Genomic DNA, 21,495 nt, shown 5'->3' on the forward strand with positions numbered 1-21,495 from the left:
GGCCGATCACCGGCGGCCCAGCAGGATGATCGCCGTCCCGGCGAGGCAGATTGCGCCGCCCGCGAGGTCCCATCGATCCGGCCGCTGGCCCTCCGCCAGCCACAGCCACAGGACCGAGGCGGCCACGTAGACCCCGCCATAGGCCGCGAAGGCGCGCCCCGCCGCCGGGCTGTCCACCCGGGTCAGCAGGACGGCGAAGGCCGCGAGCGCGGCCAGGCCCGGCAGCGCCCACCAGGCGGACCGTCCGAGCCGGAGCCAGGACCAGAACGCGAAGCATCCGGCGATTTCCGCGAGGGCGGCGCCGGCATAGGTGAGGAACGTCATGATCGGGGCTTGGCATAGGGCTCGGGGCGCGGCGAGCGCCGTGACGTCGGGCGTGGATCGCGGCGCGCGTTAAGCGTCCGGCAAGGGGGAACCGGTCGATTGGACCCATGAGCGCCGATGCCACCACCGACGACCTCCTGCTGATCCCGGGCGATGCGCGCCTGCGCGCCGTCGTTCTGGCCTGGATCGACGGGCTGGCGCGCGAGCGGCGGATGTCGCCCAATACCGTCGAGGCCTATGAGCGCGACCTGCGCCAGTTCCTCCGCCACCTCGCGACGCGCCAGGGTACGCCGACGATCCCGATGCTCCTGGCCCTGAAGGTGCGCGACCTCCGCGCCTTCATGGCCGCGCGCCGGGCCGACGCGGTCTCGGGGCGCTCGTTGATGCGGATGCTCGCCGGCCTGCGGTCCTTCGGGCGCTACCTCGAACGCGAGGGGTACGGCACGGTCTCGGCGCTGGGCGGCGTGCGTTCGCCCAAGGTGCCGCGCCGGCTGCCGCGTCCCCTGCCGGTCGCCGCCGCGGTGGCGCTCACCGGGACGGAGATCCGTGCCGGTGAGGAGCGCGAGCCCTGGGTTCTGGCGCGGGATGCCGCCGTGCTGGCGCTCCTCTACGGTGCGGGGCTGCGTATCTCCGAGGCCCTCGGCCTCACGCGTCGGGACGCGCCGCTGCCGGGCACCGATCAGGTCACCGTGCTCGGCAAGGGCGGCAAGGAGCGCATGGTGCCGATCCTGCCCGTGGTCGCGCAGGCCGTGGCCGATTATCTCGCCGTCTGCCCGCTGCCCCTGGCGCCGGACGGGCCGCTGTTCGTCGGCGCCCGGGGCGGCCCGCTGTCGCCGCGGATCATCCAATATGCCGTCGCCCGCGCCCGGGGCGCCCTCGGCCTGCCCGACAGCGCGACGCCGCACGCCCTGCGGCACTCCTTCGCCACGCATCTCCTCGCCCGCCAGGGGGAGCTGCGCGCCATCCAGGAACTCCTCGGTCACGCCTCCCTCTCGACCACGCAGCTCTACACCCAGGTCGACGCGGCCCGGCTGATGAGTGCCTACGCGGCGGCTCATCCGAGGGCCGGCCGCTCACATAGATTATTATAGGCAAGGAATTCCGAGCCGCTTTTGGTCTGAATTGACAGCTTATCCGTTCGAACGAGTGAACAGTCGATTTCTTTAAGAGCTTTGTCACCATCTGCAGCCACTCTGACGGATACGGACTGGGATGGCTTGGACGGACGTCATGGAGCTTGAGGGGGGGCTGACGCCCGCACGGGTCGTGATCGCGGATTGTGACGCGGGTCGCCGTGCGGCACTCTGCAACGTCGTGCGCCGCTTCGATCCCGCCGCCGTGATCGACGAGGCGACCTCGGGGCAGGCGCTCTGCGACATCCTGCTCCGGCACCGCCCGACCCTCGCCTTCGTCGGCCTCGAGCTGGAGGATCTGAGCGGACCCGAGGCGGTCGCTGTGGCGCGGCGGGCGGGCGCGGAGCCGCCCTGCCTGGTGCTGGTCGCGAATCGCGTGCTGGCGCAATGGCAGGAGATCGCCACGAGTCTCGGCGCCTACGAGGTCCTCAAGACGCCCCTGGACCCGAGCCATATCGAGCAGCTGCTTCACGCGGATGCCCGCCGCCGTACGCCGACGCGGGCGCTGCTCGCCTGCTCGACGCCGGCCGGGCGCTCGGCCATCAGCCGCGTGGTCGCCCGGAGCGGGTTCGCCATCACCCTCGACGAGACGGATGACGGCCGCCATGCCCTCAAGCAGCTGAAGCTCGCGGCCTACGATTTCGCCTTCATCGACGTGAAGCTCGCCGGCATCGACGGGCTCGAACTCGCCTGCCAGATCCAGCCGCTCGGTCTCGCGACGCGGATCACCCTGCTGACCACCTCCGAGCCGGAATCGGTCGCGCAGGCCGGCCGTTACTTCGGCGTCGATGCCGTGCTGCGGATGCCGTTCTACGCCCGCGACATCGACCTCGCCCTGCACAACGCCCTCGGCCTGCGCCGGCCGTATCTCCTCAATGCCCTGACCGCGCCGCCTGCGCCGAGCGCATTGCTGCGGATCGCGGACCTGCCGAATCCCCGGCGCAAGATCGCCTGAACGGGCCGACACAGCAGGACGGGGCGGGGCAATTTTGCCCCGTGCGCGGACCGCGTTCGCGCAGTGTCGGTGGATGAGCCGCGCACCACGCGCCGCTCGCCTCCCCTCCCCGCAAGGGAGGGGGGAGCGCGCGAGCCCGGTCTCGACCGATCCGGCCGTCGCCCGTTCCCGGGGAATCCCGGGCGACGAACGCCCGCTCAGACGTGGATCGCGCGCTTGTTCACCGCGAGCGCGGCTTCCTTTACCGCCTCGGTGAGCGTCGGGTGCGCGTGGCAGGTTCGGGCGATATCCTCCGAGGAGGCGCCGAACTCCATCGCCACCGCGACCTCGGCGATCAGGTTGCCGGCATCCGCCCCGACGATGTGGACCCCGAGCACCCGGTCGGTCTGGGCGTCGGCCAGTACCTTCACGAAGCCCTCCGTCGTGCCGTTCGCCTTGGCGCGGCCGTTGGCCGTGAACGGGAATTTGCCGGCGTTGTAGGCGATGCCGTCCTTCTTCAGCTCCTCCTCGGTCTTGCCCACCGAGGCCACCTCCGGGAACGTGTAGACCACGTTGGGAATCACCCCGTAATTGACGTGGCCGGACTGGCCGGCCAGCATTTCCGCGATGGCGACCCCCTCGTCCTCGGCCTTGTGGGCGAGCATCGGTCCGGCGATCACGTCGCCGATCGCGTAGATGCCGGTGACGTTGGTGGCGTAATGGGCATCCGTGAGGATCCGGCCCTTCTCGTCCCGCTGGACGCCGACCGTTTCGAGGCCGAGACCCTCGGTGTAGGGCACCCGGCCGATCGCCACGAGGACCACGTCCGCCTGCAGCGTCTCGGCCGTGCCGCCCGCGGCCGGCTCGACGGTGACGCCCACGCCCTTCTTGCCGACCTCGACGCCGGTCACCTTGGTGGAGAGCCGGAAGTCGATGCCCTGCTTGGTCAGGATCCGCTGGAACTGCTTGCCAACCTCGCCGTCCATGCCCGGCAGCACCCGGTCGAGGTATTCGACCACGGTGACCTCCGAGCCGAGCCGGCGCCAGACCGAGCCCAGCTCCAGCCCGATCACCCCGGCGCCGATCACCAGAAGCTTCTTCGGCACCCGGTCCAGCTCCAGGGCGCCCGTGGAGGAGACCACGACCTTCTCGTCGATGGTCACGCCCGGCAGCCGCGTCACGTCCGAGCCGGTGGCGATGACGATGCTCTTGGTCTCGAGCATCTGGTTGCCGCCATCCTCGGAGACCACCTCGACCCGGCCGGCGCCGGCGATCCGGCCGGTGCCGTGGAAGGTGTCGACCTTGTTCTTCTTCAGCAGGAACTCGACGCCCTTGGTGTTCCCGGCCACGCCCTCGGCTTTGAAGGCCATCATCTTCTTGAGATCGAGCTTCACGCCGCTGACCTCGATGCCGAGATCGGGGAAATGCTTGCTCGCCTCCTCGAAGGCCTCGGAGGCGTGGAGCAGCGCCTTGGACGGGATGCAACCGACATTGAGGCAGGTGCCGCCGTGGGTCGCGCGCTTCTCGACCACGGCGGTGCGCAGGCCGAGTTGGGCCGCGCGGATCGCGCAGACGTAGCCGCCCGGGCCGGTGCCGATGACGACGAGATCGTAGGACATGTGCGTTCGCTTCCGCTCGGTCGTGCCGCGTCAGGACGGGCAGGGAGTGTCAGGTCGGGATCAGCGGCCGCCGCCGATGTCGAGGATGGCGCCCGTGGTGTAGGCGGCCTCCTCCGAGAGCAGCCACGCGATCGGCGCGGCCACCTCCTCGGCGGTGCCGGCCCGGCCCATCGGCACGCCCGGGCCGAGGCGCGCCACCCGGTCAGGCTCGCCGCCGCTGGCGTGGATCTCGGTGGCGATGATGCCGGGCGCGACCGCGTTCACGCGGATGCCCTCCCCGGCCACCTCCCGGGCGAGCCCGATCGTCAGCGAGTCGATGGCCCCCTTGGAGGCGGCGTAGTCCACGAACTGGCCGGGGCCGCCGAGCCGCGCCGCCACCGAGGACAGGTTGACGATGGCGCCTCCGGCCCCGCCGCGCTTGGTCGACATCCGCCGCACCGCCTCGCGGGCGCACAGGAAGCTGCCGACCACGTTGGTCTGCATCATCCGCTGCAGCCGGGCCGCGCTCATGTCGGCAACATCCGACTTCACGTCGACCACGCCGGCGTTGTTGACGAGCGCGGCGAGCCGGCCGAGTCCGTCGGCGGCCTGGAACAGTGCGATCACGTCGGCCTCGTCGCCGACGTCGCCGCGCACCGCCAGCGCTCGGCCGCCTTTTGCGGTGATCGCCTCCACCACCGCCCGGGCCGCGGCGGCATCCGCCACGTAGCTCAGGCAGACCGCGTAGCCGCGCTCCGCCAGGAGCAGCGACACCGCCCGCCCGATGCCGCGGCTGCCGCCGGTGACGATGGCGACCTTTGGTCCGTTCATCGGCTCACTCATGCGGCTGCAACGCGTCGCGTCTCGAACCGGCTCGCCAGATCCTCCACGATCTGGGTCTCGATCCGGATCCGCGTCGCGTCGGGACAGAAATCAATTTCCTCGCCCTCGACATCGAGGTTCCAGCCGAAGGTCCAGCCGTGCTCACCGACCGCAACCGTCCGGAAATACGCTTCGTCCTTCAGCGGCGCGAAGACGGGTCCGTCGGCGATCAGATCCGACAGGTCGACGATGCCTCCGAGACCGTCGTCGAACGTGATACGGAGTGTTGGGTAGTCCAGAGCCTCCACGGTGGCGATCCGATGTGTCGTCACGCGATCATCCCTCCGCTGTAGCGTCCGGCCCGGATCTCTCGCCAGATGTAGGCGACTTCTTCGCGGTTGGCACCCAGCCACGTCTGGATCGTCTTGAGTTTCGCGCGCGGCAGTTTCCCGCTGAGGACTTCTCCCGTGGCAATCGAAAGCTTGGCTTCTTGGCCGGCGAACAGCGCGTGCAGATGCGGAGGAAGATGATCGTTGAGAAATATCACGATCCGAACGCCCTCGACGATCGCGATGGCCGGCATCGATCAGCCTTCTTCCGATCGATGCCGCGATCGCGGTTGCGCCCTTACAGATCCAGCACGAGCCGGGCCGGATCCTCCAGCGCTTCCTTCACCCGCACCAGGAAGGTCACGGCCTCCTTACCGTCGACGATGCGATGGTCGTACGACAGGGCGAGGTACATCATCGGCCGCGCCTCGATCTTGCCGGCGCGGACCACCGGGCGCTCCTCGATGCGGTGCATGCCGAGGATGCCCGATTGCGGGGCGTTGAGGATCGGGGTCGACATCAGCGAGCCGTAGATGCCGCCGTTGGTAATCGTGAAGGTGCCGCCCTGCATGTCCTCGATGGAGAGCTTGCCGTCCCGGGCCTTCTTGCCGAAGCCGGAGATCGTCTTCTCGATCCCGGCGATGGACAGGTCGTCGGCGTTCCGCACCACCGGCACGACCAGGCCCTTATCGGTCCCGACCGCGATGCCGATGTGGTAGTAGTTCTTGTAGACGAGATCCTGCCCGTCGATCTCGGCATTGACCGCCGGCACGTCCCTGAGGGCGCCGATCACCGCCTTGGTGAAGAAGCCCATGAAGCCGAGCTTCGTGCCGTGCTTCTTCTCGAAGATGTCCTTGTACTGGCTGCGCATCGCCATCACGGCCGACATGTCGACGTCGTTGAACGTCGTCAACATCGCCGCCGTGTCCTGGGCGTCCTTGAGGCGGCGCGCGATGGTCTGGCGCAGCTTCGTCATGCGCACGCGCTCCTCGCGCGACGCATCGTCCGGCGCCGAGGGCGCACGCGGCAGGGCCGGGCGGGCCTCCTTGGCGGGGGCGGCCGGGGCCGGACCCTTGGCCAGGGCGCCGAGCATGTCGCCCTTCGTGACGCGGCCGTCCTTGCCCGAGCCGTTCACGCCCGACGGGTCGACACCCGACTCGCGGGCGAGCTTGGCCACCGCCGGGCCGTTGTCGCCGGTCGGGCGCTGCTGGGCCGCGGGGGACGCCGCGGCGCCGTGGTTGCCGTAGCCGGCCGACGATTCCTGCGCCGGAGCCTCGGCCTTGCCCGAGTCAGCCTTGCCCGTTTCGGCCTTCGGGGCCTCGCTCCGGCTCTCCGTCTTGGTCTCGGCGACCGCTTTCGGGGCCGCCGCCTTCTTGCCGCCGCCGGCCGCTGCGCCGGCCTCGACGATCGAGCCGAGCAGGGCGCCGGGCTCCACGGTCTCGCCGTCCTTGGCCAGGATCTCGCCGAGCTGGCCCGCCGCCGGGGCGTTGACCTCCAGGGTGACCTTGTCGGTCTCGAGTTCCACGATCGGCTCGTCGGCCGCGACCGTGTCGCCGGGCTTCTTGAACCAGCGGCCGATCGTGGCCTCGCTCACGGATTCGCCGAGCGTCGGGACGAGGATGTCGGTAGCCATGTCGTTTCGCACTTCCGGATCGGTTGGGCCGTGCCGGACGGCCTGGAGAATGAGGCGGCGGCCCGGAGGGGTCGCCGCCGGGTCCCGAACGATCAGACCGCCAGGGCCTCGTTGAGGAAGGCCTGGAGCTGCGCCTGGTGCTTCGACATCTGGCCCACCGCGGTGGAGGCCGAGGCCGGGCGACCGACGTAGCGGGCGCGCTTCACCGCGGAGCCGGCCTGGCCGAGCACCCATTCGAGGTAAGGCTCGACAAAGGCCCAGGCGCCCATGTTCTTGGGCTCCTCCTGGCACCAGATGACGTCCGCGTTGCGGAAGCGGCCCATCTCGGTGGCCAGCGCCTTGAGCGGGAACGGGTAGAGCTGCTCGACGCGCATCAGGTAGATGTCGTTGAGGCCGCGCTTCTCCCGCTCCTCCAGCAGGTCGTAATAAACCTTGCCGGAGCACAGCACGACGCGGCGGATCTTGTCGTCGCGCACGAGCTTGTTAGGAGCGCCCTCCTCCTCGGCATCGTCCCAGAGGACCCGGTGGAAGGTCGAGCCCTCCGCCAGGCGATCCAGCGTCGAGACGGCGCGCTTGTGGCGCAGCAGGGACTTCGGGGTCATCAGGATCAGCGGCTTGCGGAAGTCCCGCTTCAGCTGCCGGCGCAGGATGTGGAAGTAGTTCGCCGGGGTTGTGACGTTGGCGACCTGCATATTGTCCTCGGCGCAGGCCTGCAGGTAGCGCTCCAGGCGGGCGGAGGAGTGTTCGGGCCCCTGTCCCTCGTAGCCGTGCGGCAGCAGCAGCACGAGGCCGGACATGCGCAGCCACTTGCGCTCGCCGCTGGCGATGAACTGGTCGATCACCACCTGGGCACCGTTGGCGAAGTCGCCGAACTGCGCCTCCCACAGGACCAGGGCGTTCGGCTCGGCCAGGGAGTAGCCGTACTCGAAGCCCAGCACCGCCTCCTCGGAGAGCATCGAGTTGATGATCTCGATGGAGGCCTGGCCCTCGCGGATGCCGTTGAGCGGCGTGTAGCGCTGCTCGTTCTCCTGATCGATCACCACCGCGTGACGCTGCGAGAAGGTGCCGCGCTCGACATCCTGGCCGGACAGCCGGACCCGGTTGCCGTCGAGCAGCGTCGCCCCGAAGGCCAGGGCCTCCGCGGTCGCCCAATCGAGGCCGGTTCCGGTCTCCACCGACTTGGCGCGGTTGTCCATGAACCGCTGGATCGTGCGGTGCAGATGGAAGCCGGGGGGGACCTGCGTGATCCTGCGGCCGATCTCCTGCAGGGTCTCGGCCGGCACGGCGGTGCGGCCCCGGCGGGGATCGTCCACGTCCTCGTGCACGGCCTTGACGCCGGACCAGCGGCCGTCGAGCCAATCGGCCTTATTCGCCTTGTAGTTGTTGGCGACGTCCAGCTCGGTGTCGAGGAGCTGCCGGAACTCGGACTTGCGGGCGTCGAGCGCCTCCTGGGTGACGGAGTCGTTCTCGACCAGCCGGCGGCCGTAATTCTCCAGCACCGACGGATGCTTGCGGATCCGCTGGTACATCTTCGGCTGGGTGAAGGCCGGCTCGTCGCCCTCGTTGTGGCCGAAGCGGCGGTAGCACAGCATGTCGATCACGACCGGCTTGCCGAACTTCTGCCGGTACTCGACCGCGACCTTCGCGGCGAAGGTGACGGCCTCCGGATCGTCGCCGTTGCAGTGGAAGATCGGCGCCTCGACCATCTTGGCGACGTCGGACGGATAGGGCGAGGAGCGCGAGAAGCGCGGATCGGTGGTGAATCCGATCTGGTTGTTGATGATGAAGTGGATCGAACCGCCGGTGCGGTGGCCCTTCAGCCCCGACAGGCCGAGGCACTCGGCCACCACGCCCTGGCCGGCGAAGGCGGCGTCGCCGTGGATCAGGAGCGGCAGCACCGTGCGGCGCTCGATATGGGGCTTGGCCCACTGGTCCTGCTTGGCGCGCACCTTCCCGAGCACCACGGGATCGACGATCTCCAGGTGCGACGGGTTGGCGGTCAGCGACAGGTGGACGTTGTTGCCGTCGAAGGCGCGGTCCGAGGAGGCGCCCAGGTGGTACTTCACGTCGCCCGAGCCCTCGACCTCGGCCGGGGACGCCGAGCCGCCCTTGAACTCGTGGAAGACCGCGCGGAACGGCTTGGCCATCACGTTGGTCAGCACGTTGAGGCGGCCGCGATGGGCCATGCCGAGCACGATCTCGCGCACCCCGAGGGCGCCGCCGCGCTTGATGATCTGCTCCATCGCGGGGATCATCGACTCGCCGCCGTCGAGCCCGAAGCGCTTGGTGCCGGTGTACTTGAGGTCCAGGAACTTTTCGAAGCCCTCGGCCTCGATCAATTTGTTCAGGATCGCGCGACGGCCTTCCGGCGTGAAGGAAATCTCCTTGTCCTTGCCCTCGATGCGCTCCTGGATCCACGCCTTCTCGGCGGGATCGGAGATGTGCATGAACTCGACGCCGAGCGTCTGGCAGTAGGTCCGTTCCAGGATGTCGACGATCTCCCGGATCGTCCCGAACTGGAGGCCGAGCACGTTGTCGAGGAAGATCGGGCGGTCCCAATCGGTCTCCTCGCTGAATCCGTAATGCTGCGGATGCAGTTCCTCGTGGTCGCCGCGCGGCGCCAGCCCGAGGGGATCGAGCTTGGCGTGCAGGTGGCCGCGCATGCGGTAGGAGCGGATCAGCATGATCGCCCGGACCGAATCCTTGGCGGCCTGCTCGACGGAGACGCCGGTGGTCGCGGCGACGCTGTCCTGCGGCTTGCCGGGCTTCGGCTCCTTGGCGTCGCGGGCCACGATCCGGTCGCCGACCGCCTTCTCCAGGGCGCCCCAATTGCCGTCCAGCGCCGAGACGAGCTCGCCGTTGAGCGGCACCGGCCAGTTCGGCTTCTCCCAGGAGGCGCCTGCCGCGTTCTTCTCGACGAGGGTCTCGTCCTCGCCCAAGCCCTTGAAGAACGTCTGCCACTCCGGATCCACCGAGGCGGGGTTGCGGGCGTAGGCCGCCTGCAACTCCTCGATATAGGCGGCGTTGGCGCCGTAGAGGAACGAGGTTTCGAGGAGCGCTTCGTTCACGTCCTGGCGTGCCATGGTCCGTCCATCCTGTCGCGCGGGCAGCGTCCCTGCCCTCCCGGCTCTCCGTCAGCGGCGCGGATCGCCTCAAACCGAAACGGGGCGGGAAACCGCCCCGCTGTGTCGCACTCGGTATCTCCCATATGGGAGGCGCGGCCCTGCGAGGGCCGCAACGCAGGCGCGCGGCCTCAGCCCTTCAGAACCTCGACCAGGGTCGAGCCCAGCCGGGCGGGCGACGGCGAGACGCGGATGCCCGCCGCCTCCATGGCGGCGATCTTGTCCTCGGCGCCGCCCTTGCCACCCGAGATGATCGCGCCGGCATGGCCCATGCGCCGGCCCGGAGGCGCCGTGCGGCCGGCGATGAAGCCGACCATCGGCTTGCTGCGCCCGCGCTTGGCCTCGTCACGCAGGAACTGCGCCGCCTCCTCCTCGGCCGAGCCGCCGATCTCGCCGATCATCACGATCGACTCTGTCTTCGGATCGGCCAGGAACAGCTCCAGCACGTCGATGAACTCGGTGCCCTTCACCGGATCGCCGCCGATGCCGACCGCCGTGGTCTGGCCGAGGCCGGCATTCGTGGTCTGGAACACCGCCTCGTAGGTCAGCGTGCCCGAGCGCGAGACGATGCCGACCGAGCCCGGCCGGAAGATGTTGGCCGGCATGATGCCGATCTTCGATTCGCCCGCCGTGACGATGCCGGGGCAGTTCGGCCCGACGAGGCGCGACTTCGAGCCGGTCAGCGCCCGCTTGACCCGCACCATGTCGAGCACCGGAATGCCCTCCGTGATGCAGACGATCAGTGGGATCTCGGCGCTGATCGCCTCGCAGATCGCGTCGGCGGCGCCCGGCGGCGGCACGTAGACCACCGAGGCGTCGGCGCCCGTGGCCTCGCGGGCCTCGGCCACCGTGTCGAACACCGGCAGGCCGAGATGGGTCGAGCCGCCTTTGCCGGGGCTGGTGCCGCCGACCATCTTGGTCCCGTAACTGAGGGCCTGCTCGGAATGGAAGGTCCCGTTCTTGCCGGTGAAGCCCTGGCAGATGACCTTGGTGTTGGCGTCGATCATCACCGACATGGTCAGGCTCCCTTCACGGCGGCGACGATCTTCTGCGCGGCGTCGTCGAGGTCGTCCGCCGGGATCACGTTCAGGCCGGAGTTCCGGATGATCGCCTTGCCCTCCTCGACGTTGGTGCCTTCGAGGCGCACCACCAGCGGCACCTGAAGGCCCACCGCCTTCACGGCCGCGATCACACCGTTGGCGATCACGTCGCACTTCATGATCCCGCCGAAGATGTTGACGAGGATCCCCTTCACCTGCGGATCGGCGGTGATGATCTTGAACGCCGCCGTGACCTTCTCTTCCGAGGCGCCGCCGCCGACATCCAGGAAGTTCGCCGGGCTCTCGCCATAGAGCTTGATGATGTCGAGCGTCGCCATTGCCAGCCCGGCGCCGTTGACCATGCAGCCGATCGTGCCGTCCAGTGCGATGTAGGCGAGGTCGTATTTCGACGCCTCGATCTCCTTGGCGTCCTCCTCGGTCTCATCCCGCAGCGCGACGATGTCGGCGTGCTTGTAGAGCGCGTTCGAGTCGAACGAGATCTTGGCGTCGAGGCACTTCAGGTGGCCGTCGGCGGTGAGCACCAGCGGATTGATCTCCAGCATGCTCATGTCCTTGGACACGAACGCCGCGTAGAGTTTTTCCGTCAGCGAGGCCGCTTCCTTGGCCTGGGCGCCGGTGAGGCCCAGCGCCTTGGCGACCGCGCGGCCGTGATGGGGCATGACGCCGGTGGCCGGATCGACGGCGATCGTGTGGATCTTCTCGGGCGTGTCGTGGGCGACCGCCTCGATATCCATGCCACCCTCGGTCGAGACGACGAAGGCGACGCCGCCGGTGACGCGGTCGACCAGCATCGAGATGTAGAACTCTTCGGCGATCTGGGCGCCTTCCTCGATGTAGAGGCGGTTGACCTGCTTGCCGGCCGGGCCGGTCTGGATCGTCACCAGGGTCTGGCCGAGCATCTCGCCGGCATATTGCTTGACCTCGTCGATCGATTTGGTGACGCGCACCCCGCCCTTGGCGCCCTCGGGGGCGCCCTTGAACGTGCCCTTGCCGCGCCCGCCCGCGTGGATCTGGCTCTTCACCACCCAGACCGGGCCGCCGAGTTCCTTGGCGGCGGCCTCGGCCTCCGACGGATTGAAGATCGGCACGCCGCGGGAGACGGGCAGGCCGAACTCCTTCAGCACGGCCTTGGCCTGGTATTCGTGGATGTTCATCGGGACCTCGTGGGGGAGGAGCGAATAGGGAATAGCGAGTAGCGAATAGTTCGAGTGGAGCGAGCAGACCGCCGGGGCCCTATTCGCTACTCCCTATTCGCTATTCGCTCAGAACTACGCCAGCGAGCTGTCGACGCCCTTGCAGGCCTCGATCAGGCCGGTCACCGAGGCGACGGACTTGTCGAACATCGCCTTCTCGGCCGGGTCGAAGGTGACCTCCAGGACGCGCTCGACGCCGCCGGCACCGATCACGATCGGCACGCCGATGAACATGCCGTTCACGCCGTACTGGCCGTCGAGATAGGCGGCGCAGGGCAGGACCCGCTTCTTGTCGCGCAGGTAGCTCTCGGCCATGGCGATGGCGGAGGCGGCCGGTGCGTAGAAGGCCGAGCCGGTCTTAAGCAGGTTGACGATCTCGCCGCCGCCCTTGCGGGTCCGGTCGACCATGGCGTCGAGCTTCTCCTGGGTGGTCCAGCCGAGCTTGACGAGATCGGTCAGCGGCACGCCCGCGACCGTGGAGTAGCGGGTGAGCGGGACCATGTCGTCGCCGTGGCCGCCGAGCACGAAGGCGGTGACGTCCTCCACCGAGACCTTGAACTCTTCCGCGAGGAAATGGCGGAAGCGGGCCGAGTCGAGCACGCCGGCCATGCCGACGATCTTGTTGGTGGGCAGGCCCGAGAACTTCTGCAGCGCCCAGACCATCGCGTCGAGGGGATTGGTGATGCAGATCACGAAGGCGTCCGGGGCGTAGCTCTTGATGCCCTCGCCCACGGCCTGCATCACCTTGAGGTTGATGCCGATCAGGTCGTCGCGGCTCATGCCGGGCTTGCGCGGCACGCCCGCGGTGACGATCACCACGTCGGCGCCCTTGATGGCCGCATAGTCGCTGGCGCCCGCGTAGCTGGCGTCGAAGCCCTCGACCGGGGCCGCCTCTGCGATGTCGAGCGCCTTGCCCTGCGGCACGCCGTCGACGATGTCGAACAGCACGACGTCGCCGAGATCCTTGAGGCCTGCGAGAAGAGCCAGGGTGCCGCCGATCTGGCCGGCACCGATGAGCGCGATCTTGTTGCGAGCCATGTCGGATTCGTCTCCGCTGCGTGTCGAGTTCGGTGATCTTCCGCGCGAGGCCCGGACCGCCCGTCCGCCAGGGAACGGGGCCGGATTCGCCGCTCTGAAATCTGCGCGGCTGTGTGGCCGAAAAGCACCGGCGCTTCAACCCGATGCGGGGCGTGCGAGAGGCCTATCAGGCGGGCGAGCCGCCCGGGGATGTCCCCGGCCGGCGCGACGAAACCTCAACGTCGCGAAGGTTTTAGGTGCAGTGCACACTGGCCGTGAGGGTGCGCGAAGCGTGAATGACAGATCCAAAGGGCTGTCATTTCAGCGGTTGCCCCGGCGCGGTTCCAACGAGGGCCCGGCGCAGACGCGAAGGGCCCGGACGCGTCGTCCGGGCCCTCCTGCCGTTTCGGAATTCCGCCGCCGGCGTCAGAGAATGCCGGAGCGCAGCACCCGCTGGATCGCATGGATCACCGCCCCGAACCGCGCCTCGATCAGGTCGCGGGGCACTTCGGCATCGTGCTGGATCGCCAGGGGATGGGTGAAGCGGTAGCTGGCGTCGAAGATGTAGGCGATCGCCCGCTCCCGGTCGCGGGCCGAGAAGATCCCCGAGGTGATCCCCTCCTCGACCACGCGCTCCACCAGGCTGCGCAGGCGCACGCGGTGCCGCCGGGCGATGGGCCGGGCCGACACGGTGGCGTCGAGATGGACGGCGAAGAGGTTCGGCTCGTCGACCAGCGCGTCCCGCTGGACCGTGGCCAAAGCCGTGAGCAGGCGCTCGATCTTGTCGTCGGCGGGGTCGGGTGCGTCGGCGATGCCAGCGAGCCGCGCCTCGACTTCGCGGAGCCATCGCCCCGCCACCGCGTCGAGGAGCGCGTCCTTCGACGGGAAGTAGCGGTAGACGTTGGCGTGGGTCATGCCCGCCTCGGCGGCCACGGCCACGACGGTCACGCGTTTGGGGCCGAGCCGCGAGAGGTGCTCGGTGGCGATGCCCAGGAGCCGCACGTCGGCCGCGACCGGCGCGCGGGGGCGGGTTCCCGGAGTCGCGTCGGCACCCTCCCGAAGGGGGCCGGACTCGGCGACATCGGCGACGGAGAGTTTGGCCTTGGCGCTGAGCGCCTCCTCCTTACATCCGTCCGATTCTGGCTTGAGGAATGGAAGCGGAAGGCGGGAAGTGGACAGGTGGTAGGGCGAGACGGACCCCCATCATACCGGCTGAAGCGTCCCGGCGCTTCGCGTTGACGTTACGGCTTCCCCCCGGGAGCCCGGTTACCTCAGCGGATTAAGACCGCTTAAACACACCTATGTGTCAGTTTGCCTTGAGAAGGCAACAAATTTTTCTCGTTATCACCTGCCTCAGAAGCGGTTCTTCCACGCTCTTAAAGCGACAAACACGGTTTCAGGGTCGCTTTCGGGTGGCATATCGACGGCCTTGGCGAGGGCCGGGACTGCGCTGCGCAGGAAGGGATTGGTCGCCCGTTCCGCTTCCATGGTCGACGGGATGAGGAAGCGGCCCTCCGTTTTCGCCCGCTCGGCCTCGGCGTATCGGGCCTTCAGATCCGAATTGTCCGGGTCGGCCGCCAGCGCGAAGCGGGCGTTGGCGAGTACGTAGTCGTGACCGCTGTAGACCTGCGCGCTGCCGGGCAGGTCGTCGAAGCGGCGCAGCGACCGGTAGAGGGTCTCGGGCGGGCTCTCCATGACCCGGCCGCAGCCGAGGGTGAACAGCGTGTCGCCGGCGCAGACGATGCCGGCCTCGGCGAACCAGTAGGTGACATGATCGGCGCAGTGGCCCGGCGTCTCCCAGACCCGGGCTTCCAGACCGCCGACCCGTACCGTGTCGCCCTCCCGGACGGCGACATCCACCAGCGGGACCGCATCGCCGGCCTTGGCGGGGGCCACGACTCGGGCGCCGGTGGCCCGCTTCACCGCCGGGATGCCCTCGACGTGGTCGCCGTGCCGGTGGGTCACGAGGATGTCGGTGAGCCGCCATCCGGTCTCATCGAGCGCCTTCAGGACCGGACCGGCCTCGGGCACGTCGATCGCCGCGCAGGCCCCGGTGGCGGGGTCGCGAATCAGGACGCCGATATTGTCGCTGCGGCACAGGAAGGTGCGGATCTCGGTCTCGGCGGCCATCGGACGGGATCTCCTCGGGGCGCAAACGCTGTCGCCGTGAACAGGTGGCCGAGCGGCCGGGTTCCGTTCACGCTTGCCGCGCGCGGTCCGGGTCACCATTGAGTACGGCACCCGTTCCCGGTTCGGTAACCTGCTTCTCCATGCGTCTCGACGTCAACGGCTTGCGGGCCTTCTACGCCAGCCCCCTGGGCCGCACGACGCATCGCGTGGTCGGCCGCACGCTCCACGAGTTCCTCGGCTCGGTCTCGGGCCTGCGGGTGCTCGGGATCGGCTACGCCACGCCGTATCTGAGCCCGGTCCACTGCATCGCCGAGCGCACCCTCGCCTTCATGCCGACGAGCCAGGGTGTCGTGAACTGGCCTGCGAGCGGCCGATCCTGCACGGCGCTGGCCGATCCGACCATGATGCCGCTGCCCGAATCCGCCGTCGACCGGATCCTCCTGATTCATGCCCTGGAGGCGGTCGAGAGCCCCACGGAGCTGCTTCAGGAGGTGTGGCGCACCCTCACCCCGGGCGGGCGGATGATCCTGGTGGTGCCGAACCGGCGCGGCGTCTGGGCGCGGCGCGAGGCGACACCCTTCGGCCATGGCCAGCCCTACAGCCGCTCGCAGCTCGGGCGGCTGATGCGCGATACCCTGTTCTCGCCGGTGAGCTGGGCCGAGACGCTGTACATGCCGCCGGTGCGCTCGCGGCCGATGCTGCGCACCGGCCCGGCCTGGGAGTGGATCGGTACCAGCCTGTCCCTGCCCTTCGCCGGATTGCACGTGGTCGACGCGACGAAGCAGCTCTACCGGCCGATCACGGTGCGTCAGGTCCGGCGCGCCCGCCGCCTCGCCCCGGCCCGGGTCCTGGTCCCGGCGCCCGCCCCGGGTTGATCCCGGCGCCGCGGCGATGCCTGTCGTGGCTGTCGTCGTCGGTGCAAAGCCGGTGGCCAGCCTTCGGGCCGATGCTTTAGGAGGACGCGCAACGCGGACGGGTCCGGATGAGCATCGATTTCACCCTCCAGCAGTTCCTGCTCGCCCTCTCGGGGCTGATCGCGATCGTGAACCCGATCGGCGGCGCCTTCATCTTCGCGCAGGTGACCAGCATCTACAGCCACGCCGAGCGGGTGCTGCTGTCGCGCCGGATCGGCGTCTACGCCGCGCTGGTGATGCTCGGCGCCCTCTGGGCCGGCACGCCGATCCTCAACTTCTTCGGCGTGACCCTGGGGGCCCTGCGCGTCGCCGGCGGCCTGGTGGTGATGTCGTCGGCCTGGACCCAGCTCAATCGGCCGGAGGCGCGGGAGGCGCGCAAGCAGGCCGAGGCGTCGGGCTCGGGGGGGCGCGGCGCGGCCGCCCCGGGGTCCCCGGCGGAGCAGGGGCCGGGCGTTCTCTCGGAGATCGCCTTCTTCCCGTTGACCCTGCCGTTCACCACCGGACCGGGCACGATCGCGGTCGCGATCACCCTGGGGGCGAACCGGCCCGGGCCCTATGCCGAGCGCCTCGGCTTCTATCTCGGCGTGACGCTGGCGGCCCTCGTGGTCGCCGGGGCGGTGGCCCTCCTCTACGCCTCGGCCGACCGGGTGGTGGCGCTCCTCGGCCCGGCCCGCGCCCGGGTGACCGGGCGCCTGTTCGCCTTCCTGCTGCTGTGCGTCGGCACGCAGATCCTGCTCAACGGCCTCGCCGACGTGCTCGGACCGCTGCTGTCGGCGCGATGAGGCCGGGCGTCACGAGGGGCGCCTGTCAGATCACCGGCATCGTGCCGAGCCCGCCGAACAGGGCGGCGTGGCCCACGTAGTAGAGGAACAGGAAGGCCGCGAGCGCCGCGCCGTACCAGGCCGGCGCCAGGAGTACCTGCCGCACGCGCACCGGGACCCGGACATCGTCGGCGGCGATCGCCAGGAGCACCACGATGATCCCGGAATGGCCGATCGCGTCCACCTTGCCGAACTCGACGATCGCCGAGACGAAGATCGCCGCCAGGATGATGGCTGCGCTGCGCCGGACCAGGGGCGTCCAGGCCAGGGCGAAGGCCAGGGTGAACTCGATGACGCCGGCGGCCTGCATGAACAGTTCGGGGGTCGCGCCCATGGTCATCTGCGGCTTGGCGGCGAGCAGCGGCGCCGACCATTCCGGATAGGCCCACTTCTCGATGGACGCCCACATCAGGGTGATCGCGGCGGACCAGCGCACGATGTCCAGGGGGCGGATCCCGAAGGGTTTTAGGCCGAGTCCCTGCGCGATCAGGTAGGCGGCGATGCCCAGGAAGATCGGATAATCCGCAAGGTGGAAGAGCCCATATTGCGCGGTGGCGTAGCTGAACAGGAAGACGAGGCCCAGCCCGGTGATCGGCATCGTCCGGCGCCAGATCAGGCAGGCCGCCAGCGCGAGCTGAAGCCAAGGGATCCAGGCCACGTCGGTCTTCAGCTCCGGGGTCAGGATGATGCCGCCGAGGTCGAAGAGCGAGACCAGGAAGAAACCCAGCGTGGCGCGGACCAGGAGCTCGGTGTCGATGCGGATCCGCGTGGTCACGCGGTCGAGGGCGTTGAGCAGGGCGCCCCCGAGGGGCGTGCCCTCGGCCAGGCATCCGAACATGAGGCAGAGAAGGGCGAGCCCGGTCAGCCACTCGAAATTCAGACAGAGCACCTGCTCGAGACCCTGCGGCTGCCCGGCCACGTCGTAGGCGCAGAACCATTTGACATGGGCCTCGGCTGCACCCGTCGCGGCGAGGGTCAGGGGCCCCGAGAGGCCGAGGGCGCAGGCGACCGATCGCGACGTTTTTCTGGATGCTGGCATTGAGCCCTCGTCGCTGCGCAACGACACCGTGGTTACCGGACTACTTAAATATCTCCGTCGGATTTTAGCCAATGGTTTGTTAACGAATGTGAGTGGACGGTTAACGCTGTGGATTCTGCTTAGGTAGCTTCGCATTCCGCCATCGCTGCCCCGTGCGTCGGAGCGGCGGCGATGGCGCGTCTGGGGGCTCGCACCGGACCCCCCGAAGTCCCGGCGCCGGTCCGGGCTGTCCCGCTCGTCGGCTCCCCACGTGACCGCTTGATCGTGCCGGCGGCGTCCGAGGCCCGGCCATCGTCCGCCTCAGAGACGCCCCGCGACCGCGGATCCGATTAAGTCCGCCCCGGTCCGGGCGCTCGGCCGCGCGCTACCGCAACTTCAACATGACTATTCGTACAATATTCAGACATTTTTTGTGAATCATTTCAATCTTTGGGCGGGCAAGTTGTGTTTTCAGACGCTTATGTCGGCTAAGTTTTAGTAATAAGCAGCAAATAAAGGCTGAGATTGATTCGTTAATGTTTAGGCTGTAGCGGGAAAAAGCCTTCTGAGACGGGATCACGGAGCTCGCAGGGTATGCGGCCTTATACGGGATCTTGGCCGGACTTAAACGTTGGCGAGATGAACTTGGGCCAGATAAACTTGCGCGGGTTAAAACCTCCGGCCGGGCCGCTGTCGACAGGGGCGGAGCGATCCTGTGCACGCCGCGCGGAGGGACGCCATTTCGACGCCCGGCGCATCGCGTGGCCCGTGAAGGCCGCGCGACAGCCCATTGCAGCGCCATTGCCCGGCCGGATCCCCCGCCCGGCTCCCGTCGGCGACCTCCCGGTGACCGGCATAGGGCGGCTCGTCCCTCCCCCGCCGGCCCGCGGGGCGAATCATCGAGAGCTGCGATGGCCGCCTCGGGCGCGGCCCGGGAGGCCCGCATGACCCGCTCGACCCCGCGCAGGCGGCCCGCGGGCCCGGGCGCATCGCTTCAATCCTGACATCCCCGCAGGACCGGTCCCCGGCGCCCCGGCGCGCGGAGGCCGCCCTGCCCCATCAGCAAGGAGTTATCCATGAGCGACGATACGCAGATCAAGGTTCCGGCCTGGTACAGCCCGGACGAGATCCAGGAGATCCAGCGCGACCTTCTGGGCTCGGCGGCGAAAGTCCTGGTCCTCTGCCTGGGCGGCAAGGGCGGGCTCGGCAAGACCACCATCGCGCTTCAGGTCGCCGATCTCTGCGCCGAGGTCGGCCCGGTCCTGGCGATCGACACCGACCCGGCCAACCGGCACTTCCACACCGCACTGATGCAGGAGACCAGCCCCGGCAGCGACAATTTCCTGCCACGGCGGACCAGCATCTCCTGCGTCAAGCAGCGCCTGCGCGCGGAGGACAGCATCGGCCGCGTCGACCCGACCCTGTGCCAGGACATGATCGAGCACGTGATCGAGACCGCGGAGCGCTTCGTGGTGGTCGATTTCCCGGCCGGCGACACCGAGACGACCCGGCGCTGCGCCGAGATCATCGTCGAGAGCTGCCGGGAGGCGAATATCCGCCTCAGCGTCGTCGTGGCGGCCGGCGCCGTCGATCCGACCGCCCTGGAGGTTCTCAAGGAACTCCGTCCGATGCTGATCGAGTGCGACCGGGCGATCCTGGCGAAGAACACCGCGCAGGCGACCAACTTCGACTATCTCGAATCGTCGGACCTCGTGAAGGCTCTGCGCAAGCAGCCGAACTTCCGCGTCATCGAGATCGAGCGGATCGGAGAGCGCCTGATCGAGGCGCTGCGGGTGCAGCACATGACCTGGCAGTTCCTGGCGAACACGGCGCCCATGCGCCTGCGCGTGGAGGGCCGCCGCCTTCGGCGCAACTTCCATACGGCCTGGCGGGATGCGCTCCGGCCGTGACCAACCTCGAGCGGTTCTACCGGTCGGTCCACGGCCGCGATCTCCAGCCCTGGGAGCGTCAGCTCGCCGTGCGGATCGCGGCCGCCCTGAACACCACGACGGACGACGACTTCGTTGTCCACTTGCTCCTGGTGTACATGTCGACCAACGCCATCACCAACATGTACAACGAGTTGGTGGTCGCGCGGAACACGCTCGCCGAAGACAACCGGGACCTGATCCAGCAGCTCAAGGGCGATCTGCGCCGCAACAGGCTGATGGCCTACGTGCTGCTGGGTGTGGTGGCCCTCGGCCTATTCGCCGGCGCCTGGACCCTGGGGACGGTCGTGACCCTGTCCAACGGCGCCGCCGCCAACGAGACGCGCCTCGCCGCCGCGCTGGAGGCCTGCGAGCAGCGGAGCCCGGGCCGCGGCCAGCGCGGATCCGAGATCGGCCGCTGAGACCCGGTTCGCCGCGATGTCAGGGCGCCGGCGGGTGGGCCGCGAAGGACGCGGTCATGAGGTCGCGCTCCGTGCGGGCCGACAGCGTCGCCAGGAACGCCAGGAGATCGGCCCGCTCCGCGCCGGTAAGATGGAGCGGTTTGATCGCTCGGGCGCGGCTCGGGCGTTCGATCCCGCCCCGGTCGTAGAGATCGATCACGGCCTCCAGGTTCGGTACCGAGCCGTCGTGCATGTAGGGGCCGCGCTGCCCGATCTCCCGCAGGGTCGGCGTCTTGAACGCGTATTGCAGGGCGACCGATGTCGGCTTGAAGCGTCCGCGCCCGATATCGGCTCCCGATCCGACCCCGATGTCGTGGAACGAGTTGTCGGTGAACGACCAGCCGGAATGACAGCTGGCGCAGCCGGCCCGGCCGTTGAACAGGTCGAACCCGCGCTTGGCCGGATCGCCGATCGCGTCCTCCTGGCCGGCGATCCACCGGTCGAAGGGTGTCGGGGCGGTCACGATCAGGCGCTCGAAGGTGGCGAGCACCGCCTCCAGCCGTTCGCGGGTGATTGCCGGATCCGCGAAGGCGCCGGCGAAGGCCGCCACGTAGTCCGGATCGCCGGAGAGCCGCGTCAGGGCCTCGGCCATCGGCAGGTTCATGTTGCCCGGCGCCGTGATCGGCATCGCGGAGACCGATTCGAGCGTGGGGAACTTGCCGTCCCAGCCGAGGGGCCCATCCTGCCAGGCGACGTTGACGAGCGTCGGCGTGCGCAGGTCCATATCGCCCTGCTGACGCGTCGCCGCCCGGGCGCGCCCATCGGCCCAGGCGAGGTCCGGGACGTGGCAGGTCGCGCAGGATCGGGTCCGGTCGCCGGACAGGATCGGGTCGAAGAACAAGCGTCGGCCGAGCTCGGCCCGGGCGGCCGTATACGGATTCTCGGCCGGGAACGGGATTTCGGCGGGCGGCCGATAGCCGTCGCGCCAGCCGGAGCGACGCGGATCGGGACCGCTGCCGCTGCCGGCCCCGACGCCGACGAACCCGAGAACCACCGCGACCGCGGCGCCGACCTTCCACGCCATCATCGACCTCTCGGGGCATGATTAAACCGCCCT

20 protein-coding genes are annotated in these 21,495 nt (G+C 69.1%); 6 read left to right on the top strand and 14 right to left on the bottom strand.

Going from position 1 to position 21,495, the window contains the following annotated elements; genetic code table 11:
• Positions 1–6: 6 nt before the first annotated feature.
• A complete protein-coding gene (locus MKK69_RS11400) occupies positions 7–327 on the bottom strand; it encodes a YnfA family protein (RefSeq protein WP_243968051.1) in 321 nt (106 codons plus the stop codon).
• A gap of 104 nt (positions 328–431) precedes the next feature.
• Between MKK69_RS11400 and MKK69_RS11405 the strand changes: the two genes are divergently transcribed.
• Positions 432–1,415, top strand: coding sequence for a tyrosine recombinase XerC (locus MKK69_RS11405; protein ID WP_243967947.1), 984 nt, complete (start codon positions 432–434; stop codon positions 1,413–1,415).
• 121 nt (positions 1,416–1,536) lie between these two features.
• Complete coding sequence (locus MKK69_RS11410; RefSeq protein ID WP_243967949.1) at positions 1,537–2,412, top strand: response regulator; 876 nt, start codon at positions 1,537–1,539, stop codon at positions 2,410–2,412.
• Between the two features lie 197 nt (positions 2,413–2,609).
• Here the strand turns inward: MKK69_RS11410 and lpdA are convergent, their stop codons facing one another.
• The 11 genes from lpdA to gloB form a co-directional block, all read right to left on the bottom strand.
• Complete coding sequence (gene lpdA / locus MKK69_RS11415) at positions 2,610–4,010, bottom strand: dihydrolipoyl dehydrogenase (protein ID WP_243967950.1); 1,401 nt, start codon at positions 4,008–4,010, stop codon at positions 2,610–2,612.
• 60 nt (positions 4,011–4,070) lie between these two features.
• Positions 4,071–4,820, bottom strand: coding sequence for an SDR family oxidoreductase (locus MKK69_RS11420; RefSeq protein ID WP_243967952.1), 750 nt, complete (start codon positions 4,818–4,820; stop codon positions 4,071–4,073).
• 8 nt (positions 4,821–4,828) lie between these two features.
• Entirely contained in the window at positions 4,829–5,143 is a 315-nt protein-coding gene (locus MKK69_RS11425) for a DUF2442 domain-containing protein (RefSeq protein WP_243967954.1), read from the bottom strand.
• Positions 5,140–5,394 carry a DUF4160 domain-containing protein gene (locus MKK69_RS11430; RefSeq protein ID WP_243967955.1) on the bottom strand — a complete coding sequence of 85 codons (255 nt, stop codon included), beginning with the start codon at positions 5,392–5,394 and terminating at the stop codon, positions 5,140–5,142. The genes MKK69_RS11425 and MKK69_RS11430 overlap by 4 nt, the downstream gene beginning before the upstream one ends.
• 44 nt (positions 5,395–5,438) lie before the next feature.
• Positions 5,439–6,773, bottom strand: a complete 1,335-nt coding sequence (odhB, locus tag MKK69_RS11435) for a 2-oxoglutarate dehydrogenase complex dihydrolipoyllysine-residue succinyltransferase (protein WP_243967956.1) — start codon at positions 6,771–6,773, stop codon at positions 5,439–5,441.
• A gap of 92 nt (positions 6,774–6,865) precedes the next feature.
• Positions 6,866–9,856: a 2-oxoglutarate dehydrogenase E1 component gene (locus tag MKK69_RS11440; RefSeq protein ID WP_243967957.1), complete on the bottom strand. Its 2,991-nt coding sequence runs from the start codon at positions 9,854–9,856 to the stop codon at positions 6,866–6,868.
• Between the two features lie 170 nt (positions 9,857–10,026).
• The gene (sucD, locus tag MKK69_RS11445; protein WP_243967958.1) at positions 10,027–10,911 is read right to left on the bottom strand and encodes a succinate--CoA ligase subunit alpha; all 885 of its coding nucleotides are present in this window, start codon (positions 10,909–10,911) and stop codon (positions 10,027–10,029) included.
• 2 nt (positions 10,912–10,913) lie between these two features.
• Positions 10,914–12,110: an ADP-forming succinate--CoA ligase subunit beta gene (sucC, locus tag MKK69_RS11450; protein ID WP_243967959.1), complete on the bottom strand. Its 1,197-nt coding sequence runs from the start codon at positions 12,108–12,110 to the stop codon at positions 10,914–10,916.
• A 114-nt stretch (positions 12,111–12,224) separates the two neighbouring features.
• Entirely contained in the window at positions 12,225–13,187 is a 963-nt protein-coding gene (mdh, locus tag MKK69_RS11455; RefSeq protein WP_243967960.1) for a malate dehydrogenase, read from the bottom strand.
• A 405-nt stretch (positions 13,188–13,592) separates the two neighbouring features.
• A complete protein-coding gene (locus MKK69_RS11460) occupies positions 13,593–14,168 on the bottom strand; it encodes a TetR family transcriptional regulator (RefSeq protein WP_243967961.1) in 576 nt (191 codons plus the stop codon).
• 351 nt (positions 14,169–14,519) lie between these two features.
• Complete coding sequence (gene gloB / locus MKK69_RS11465) at positions 14,520–15,296, bottom strand: hydroxyacylglutathione hydrolase (RefSeq protein ID WP_243967962.1); 777 nt, start codon at positions 15,294–15,296, stop codon at positions 14,520–14,522.
• Between the two features lie 140 nt (positions 15,297–15,436).
• Between gloB and MKK69_RS11470 the strand changes: the two genes are divergently transcribed.
• On the top strand, positions 15,437–16,171 hold the full coding sequence (locus tag MKK69_RS11470) for a class I SAM-dependent methyltransferase (protein ID WP_243967964.1): 735 nt from the start codon (positions 15,437–15,439) through the stop codon (positions 16,169–16,171).
• Between the two features lie 107 nt (positions 16,172–16,278).
• Positions 16,279–16,992 carry a MarC family protein gene (locus MKK69_RS11475; RefSeq protein ID WP_243967966.1) on the top strand — a complete coding sequence of 238 codons (714 nt, stop codon included), beginning with the start codon at positions 16,279–16,281 and terminating at the stop codon, positions 16,990–16,992.
• 25 nt (positions 16,993–17,017) lie between these two features.
• Here the strand turns inward: MKK69_RS11475 and MKK69_RS11480 are convergent, their stop codons facing one another.
• Positions 17,018–18,070 (bottom strand): hypothetical protein, encoded by a 1,053-nt coding sequence (locus MKK69_RS11480; protein WP_243967968.1) that lies wholly within the window; start codon positions 18,068–18,070, stop codon positions 17,018–17,020.
• A 1,055-nt stretch (positions 18,071–19,125) separates the two neighbouring features.
• On the opposite strand from MKK69_RS11480, the gene MKK69_RS11485 reads away from it, so the two are divergent.
• Together MKK69_RS11485 and MKK69_RS11490 are read left to right on the top strand one after the other, a co-directional pair.
• Positions 19,126–19,959: a hypothetical protein gene (locus tag MKK69_RS11485; RefSeq protein WP_243967970.1), complete on the top strand. Its 834-nt coding sequence runs from the start codon at positions 19,126–19,128 to the stop codon at positions 19,957–19,959.
• Positions 19,956–20,399, top strand: coding sequence for a hypothetical protein (locus tag MKK69_RS11490; protein WP_243967971.1), 444 nt, complete (start codon positions 19,956–19,958; stop codon positions 20,397–20,399). The genes MKK69_RS11485 and MKK69_RS11490 overlap by 4 nt, the downstream gene beginning before the upstream one ends.
• Before the next feature lie 19 nt (positions 20,400–20,418).
• Here MKK69_RS11490 and MKK69_RS11495 read toward each other — a convergent pair whose 3' ends face one another.
• Entirely contained in the window at positions 20,419–21,462 is a 1,044-nt protein-coding gene (locus MKK69_RS11495; protein ID WP_243968053.1) for a cytochrome-c peroxidase, read from the bottom strand.
• Positions 21,463–21,495 lie beyond the last annotated feature (33 nt).

It is taken from the genome of Methylobacterium sp. J-026, from assembly GCF_022829585.1.
GTDB lineage: Bacteria > Pseudomonadota > Alphaproteobacteria > Rhizobiales > Beijerinckiaceae > Methylobacterium.

Bases quoted from the DNA above. Each gene is read 5' to 3' on its own strand.
- MKK69_RS11410 (WP_243967949.1), top strand. From the start codon at position 1,537: ATGGCTTGGACGGACGTCATGGAGCTTGAGGGGGGGCTGACGCCCGCA.
- MKK69_RS11485 (WP_243967970.1), top strand. From the start codon at position 19,126: ATGAGCGACGATACGCAGATCAAGGTTCCGGCCTGGTACAGCCCGGAC.
- MKK69_RS11470 (WP_243967964.1), top strand. From the start codon at position 15,437: ATGCGTCTCGACGTCAACGGCTTGCGGGCCTTCTACGCCAGCCCCCTG.
- sucC (WP_243967959.1), bottom strand. From the start codon at position 12,110: ATGAACATCCACGAATACCAGGCCAAGGCCGTGCTGAAGGAGTTCGGC.
- MKK69_RS11480 (WP_243967968.1), bottom strand. From the start codon at position 18,070: ATGCCAGCATCCAGAAAAACGTCGCGATCGGTCGCCTGCGCCCTCGGC.
- MKK69_RS11475 (WP_243967966.1), top strand. From the start codon at position 16,279: ATGAGCATCGATTTCACCCTCCAGCAGTTCCTGCTCGCCCTCTCGGGG.
- lpdA (WP_243967950.1), bottom strand. From the start codon at position 4,010: ATGTCCTACGATCTCGTCGTCATCGGCACCGGCCCGGGCGGCTACGTC.
- sucD (WP_243967958.1), bottom strand. From the start codon at position 10,911: ATGTCGGTGATGATCGACGCCAACACCAAGGTCATCTGCCAGGGCTTC.
- mdh (WP_243967960.1), bottom strand. From the start codon at position 13,187: ATGGCTCGCAACAAGATCGCGCTCATCGGTGCCGGCCAGATCGGCGGC.
- odhB (WP_243967956.1), bottom strand. From the start codon at position 6,773: ATGGCTACCGACATCCTCGTCCCGACGCTCGGCGAATCCGTGAGCGAG.
- MKK69_RS11440 (WP_243967957.1), bottom strand. From the start codon at position 9,856: ATGGCACGCCAGGACGTGAACGAAGCGCTCCTCGAAACCTCGTTCCTC.
- MKK69_RS11420 (WP_243967952.1), bottom strand. From the start codon at position 4,820: ATGAACGGACCAAAGGTCGCCATCGTCACCGGCGGCAGCCGCGGCATC.
- MKK69_RS11495 (WP_243968053.1), bottom strand. From the start codon at position 21,462: ATGGCGTGGAAGGTCGGCGCCGCGGTCGCGGTGGTTCTCGGGTTCGTC.
- gloB (WP_243967962.1), bottom strand. From the start codon at position 15,296: ATGGCCGCCGAGACCGAGATCCGCACCTTCCTGTGCCGCAGCGACAAT.
- MKK69_RS11430 (WP_243967955.1), bottom strand. From the start codon at position 5,394: ATGCCGGCCATCGCGATCGTCGAGGGCGTTCGGATCGTGATATTTCTC.
- MKK69_RS11405 (WP_243967947.1), top strand. From the start codon at position 432: ATGAGCGCCGATGCCACCACCGACGACCTCCTGCTGATCCCGGGCGAT.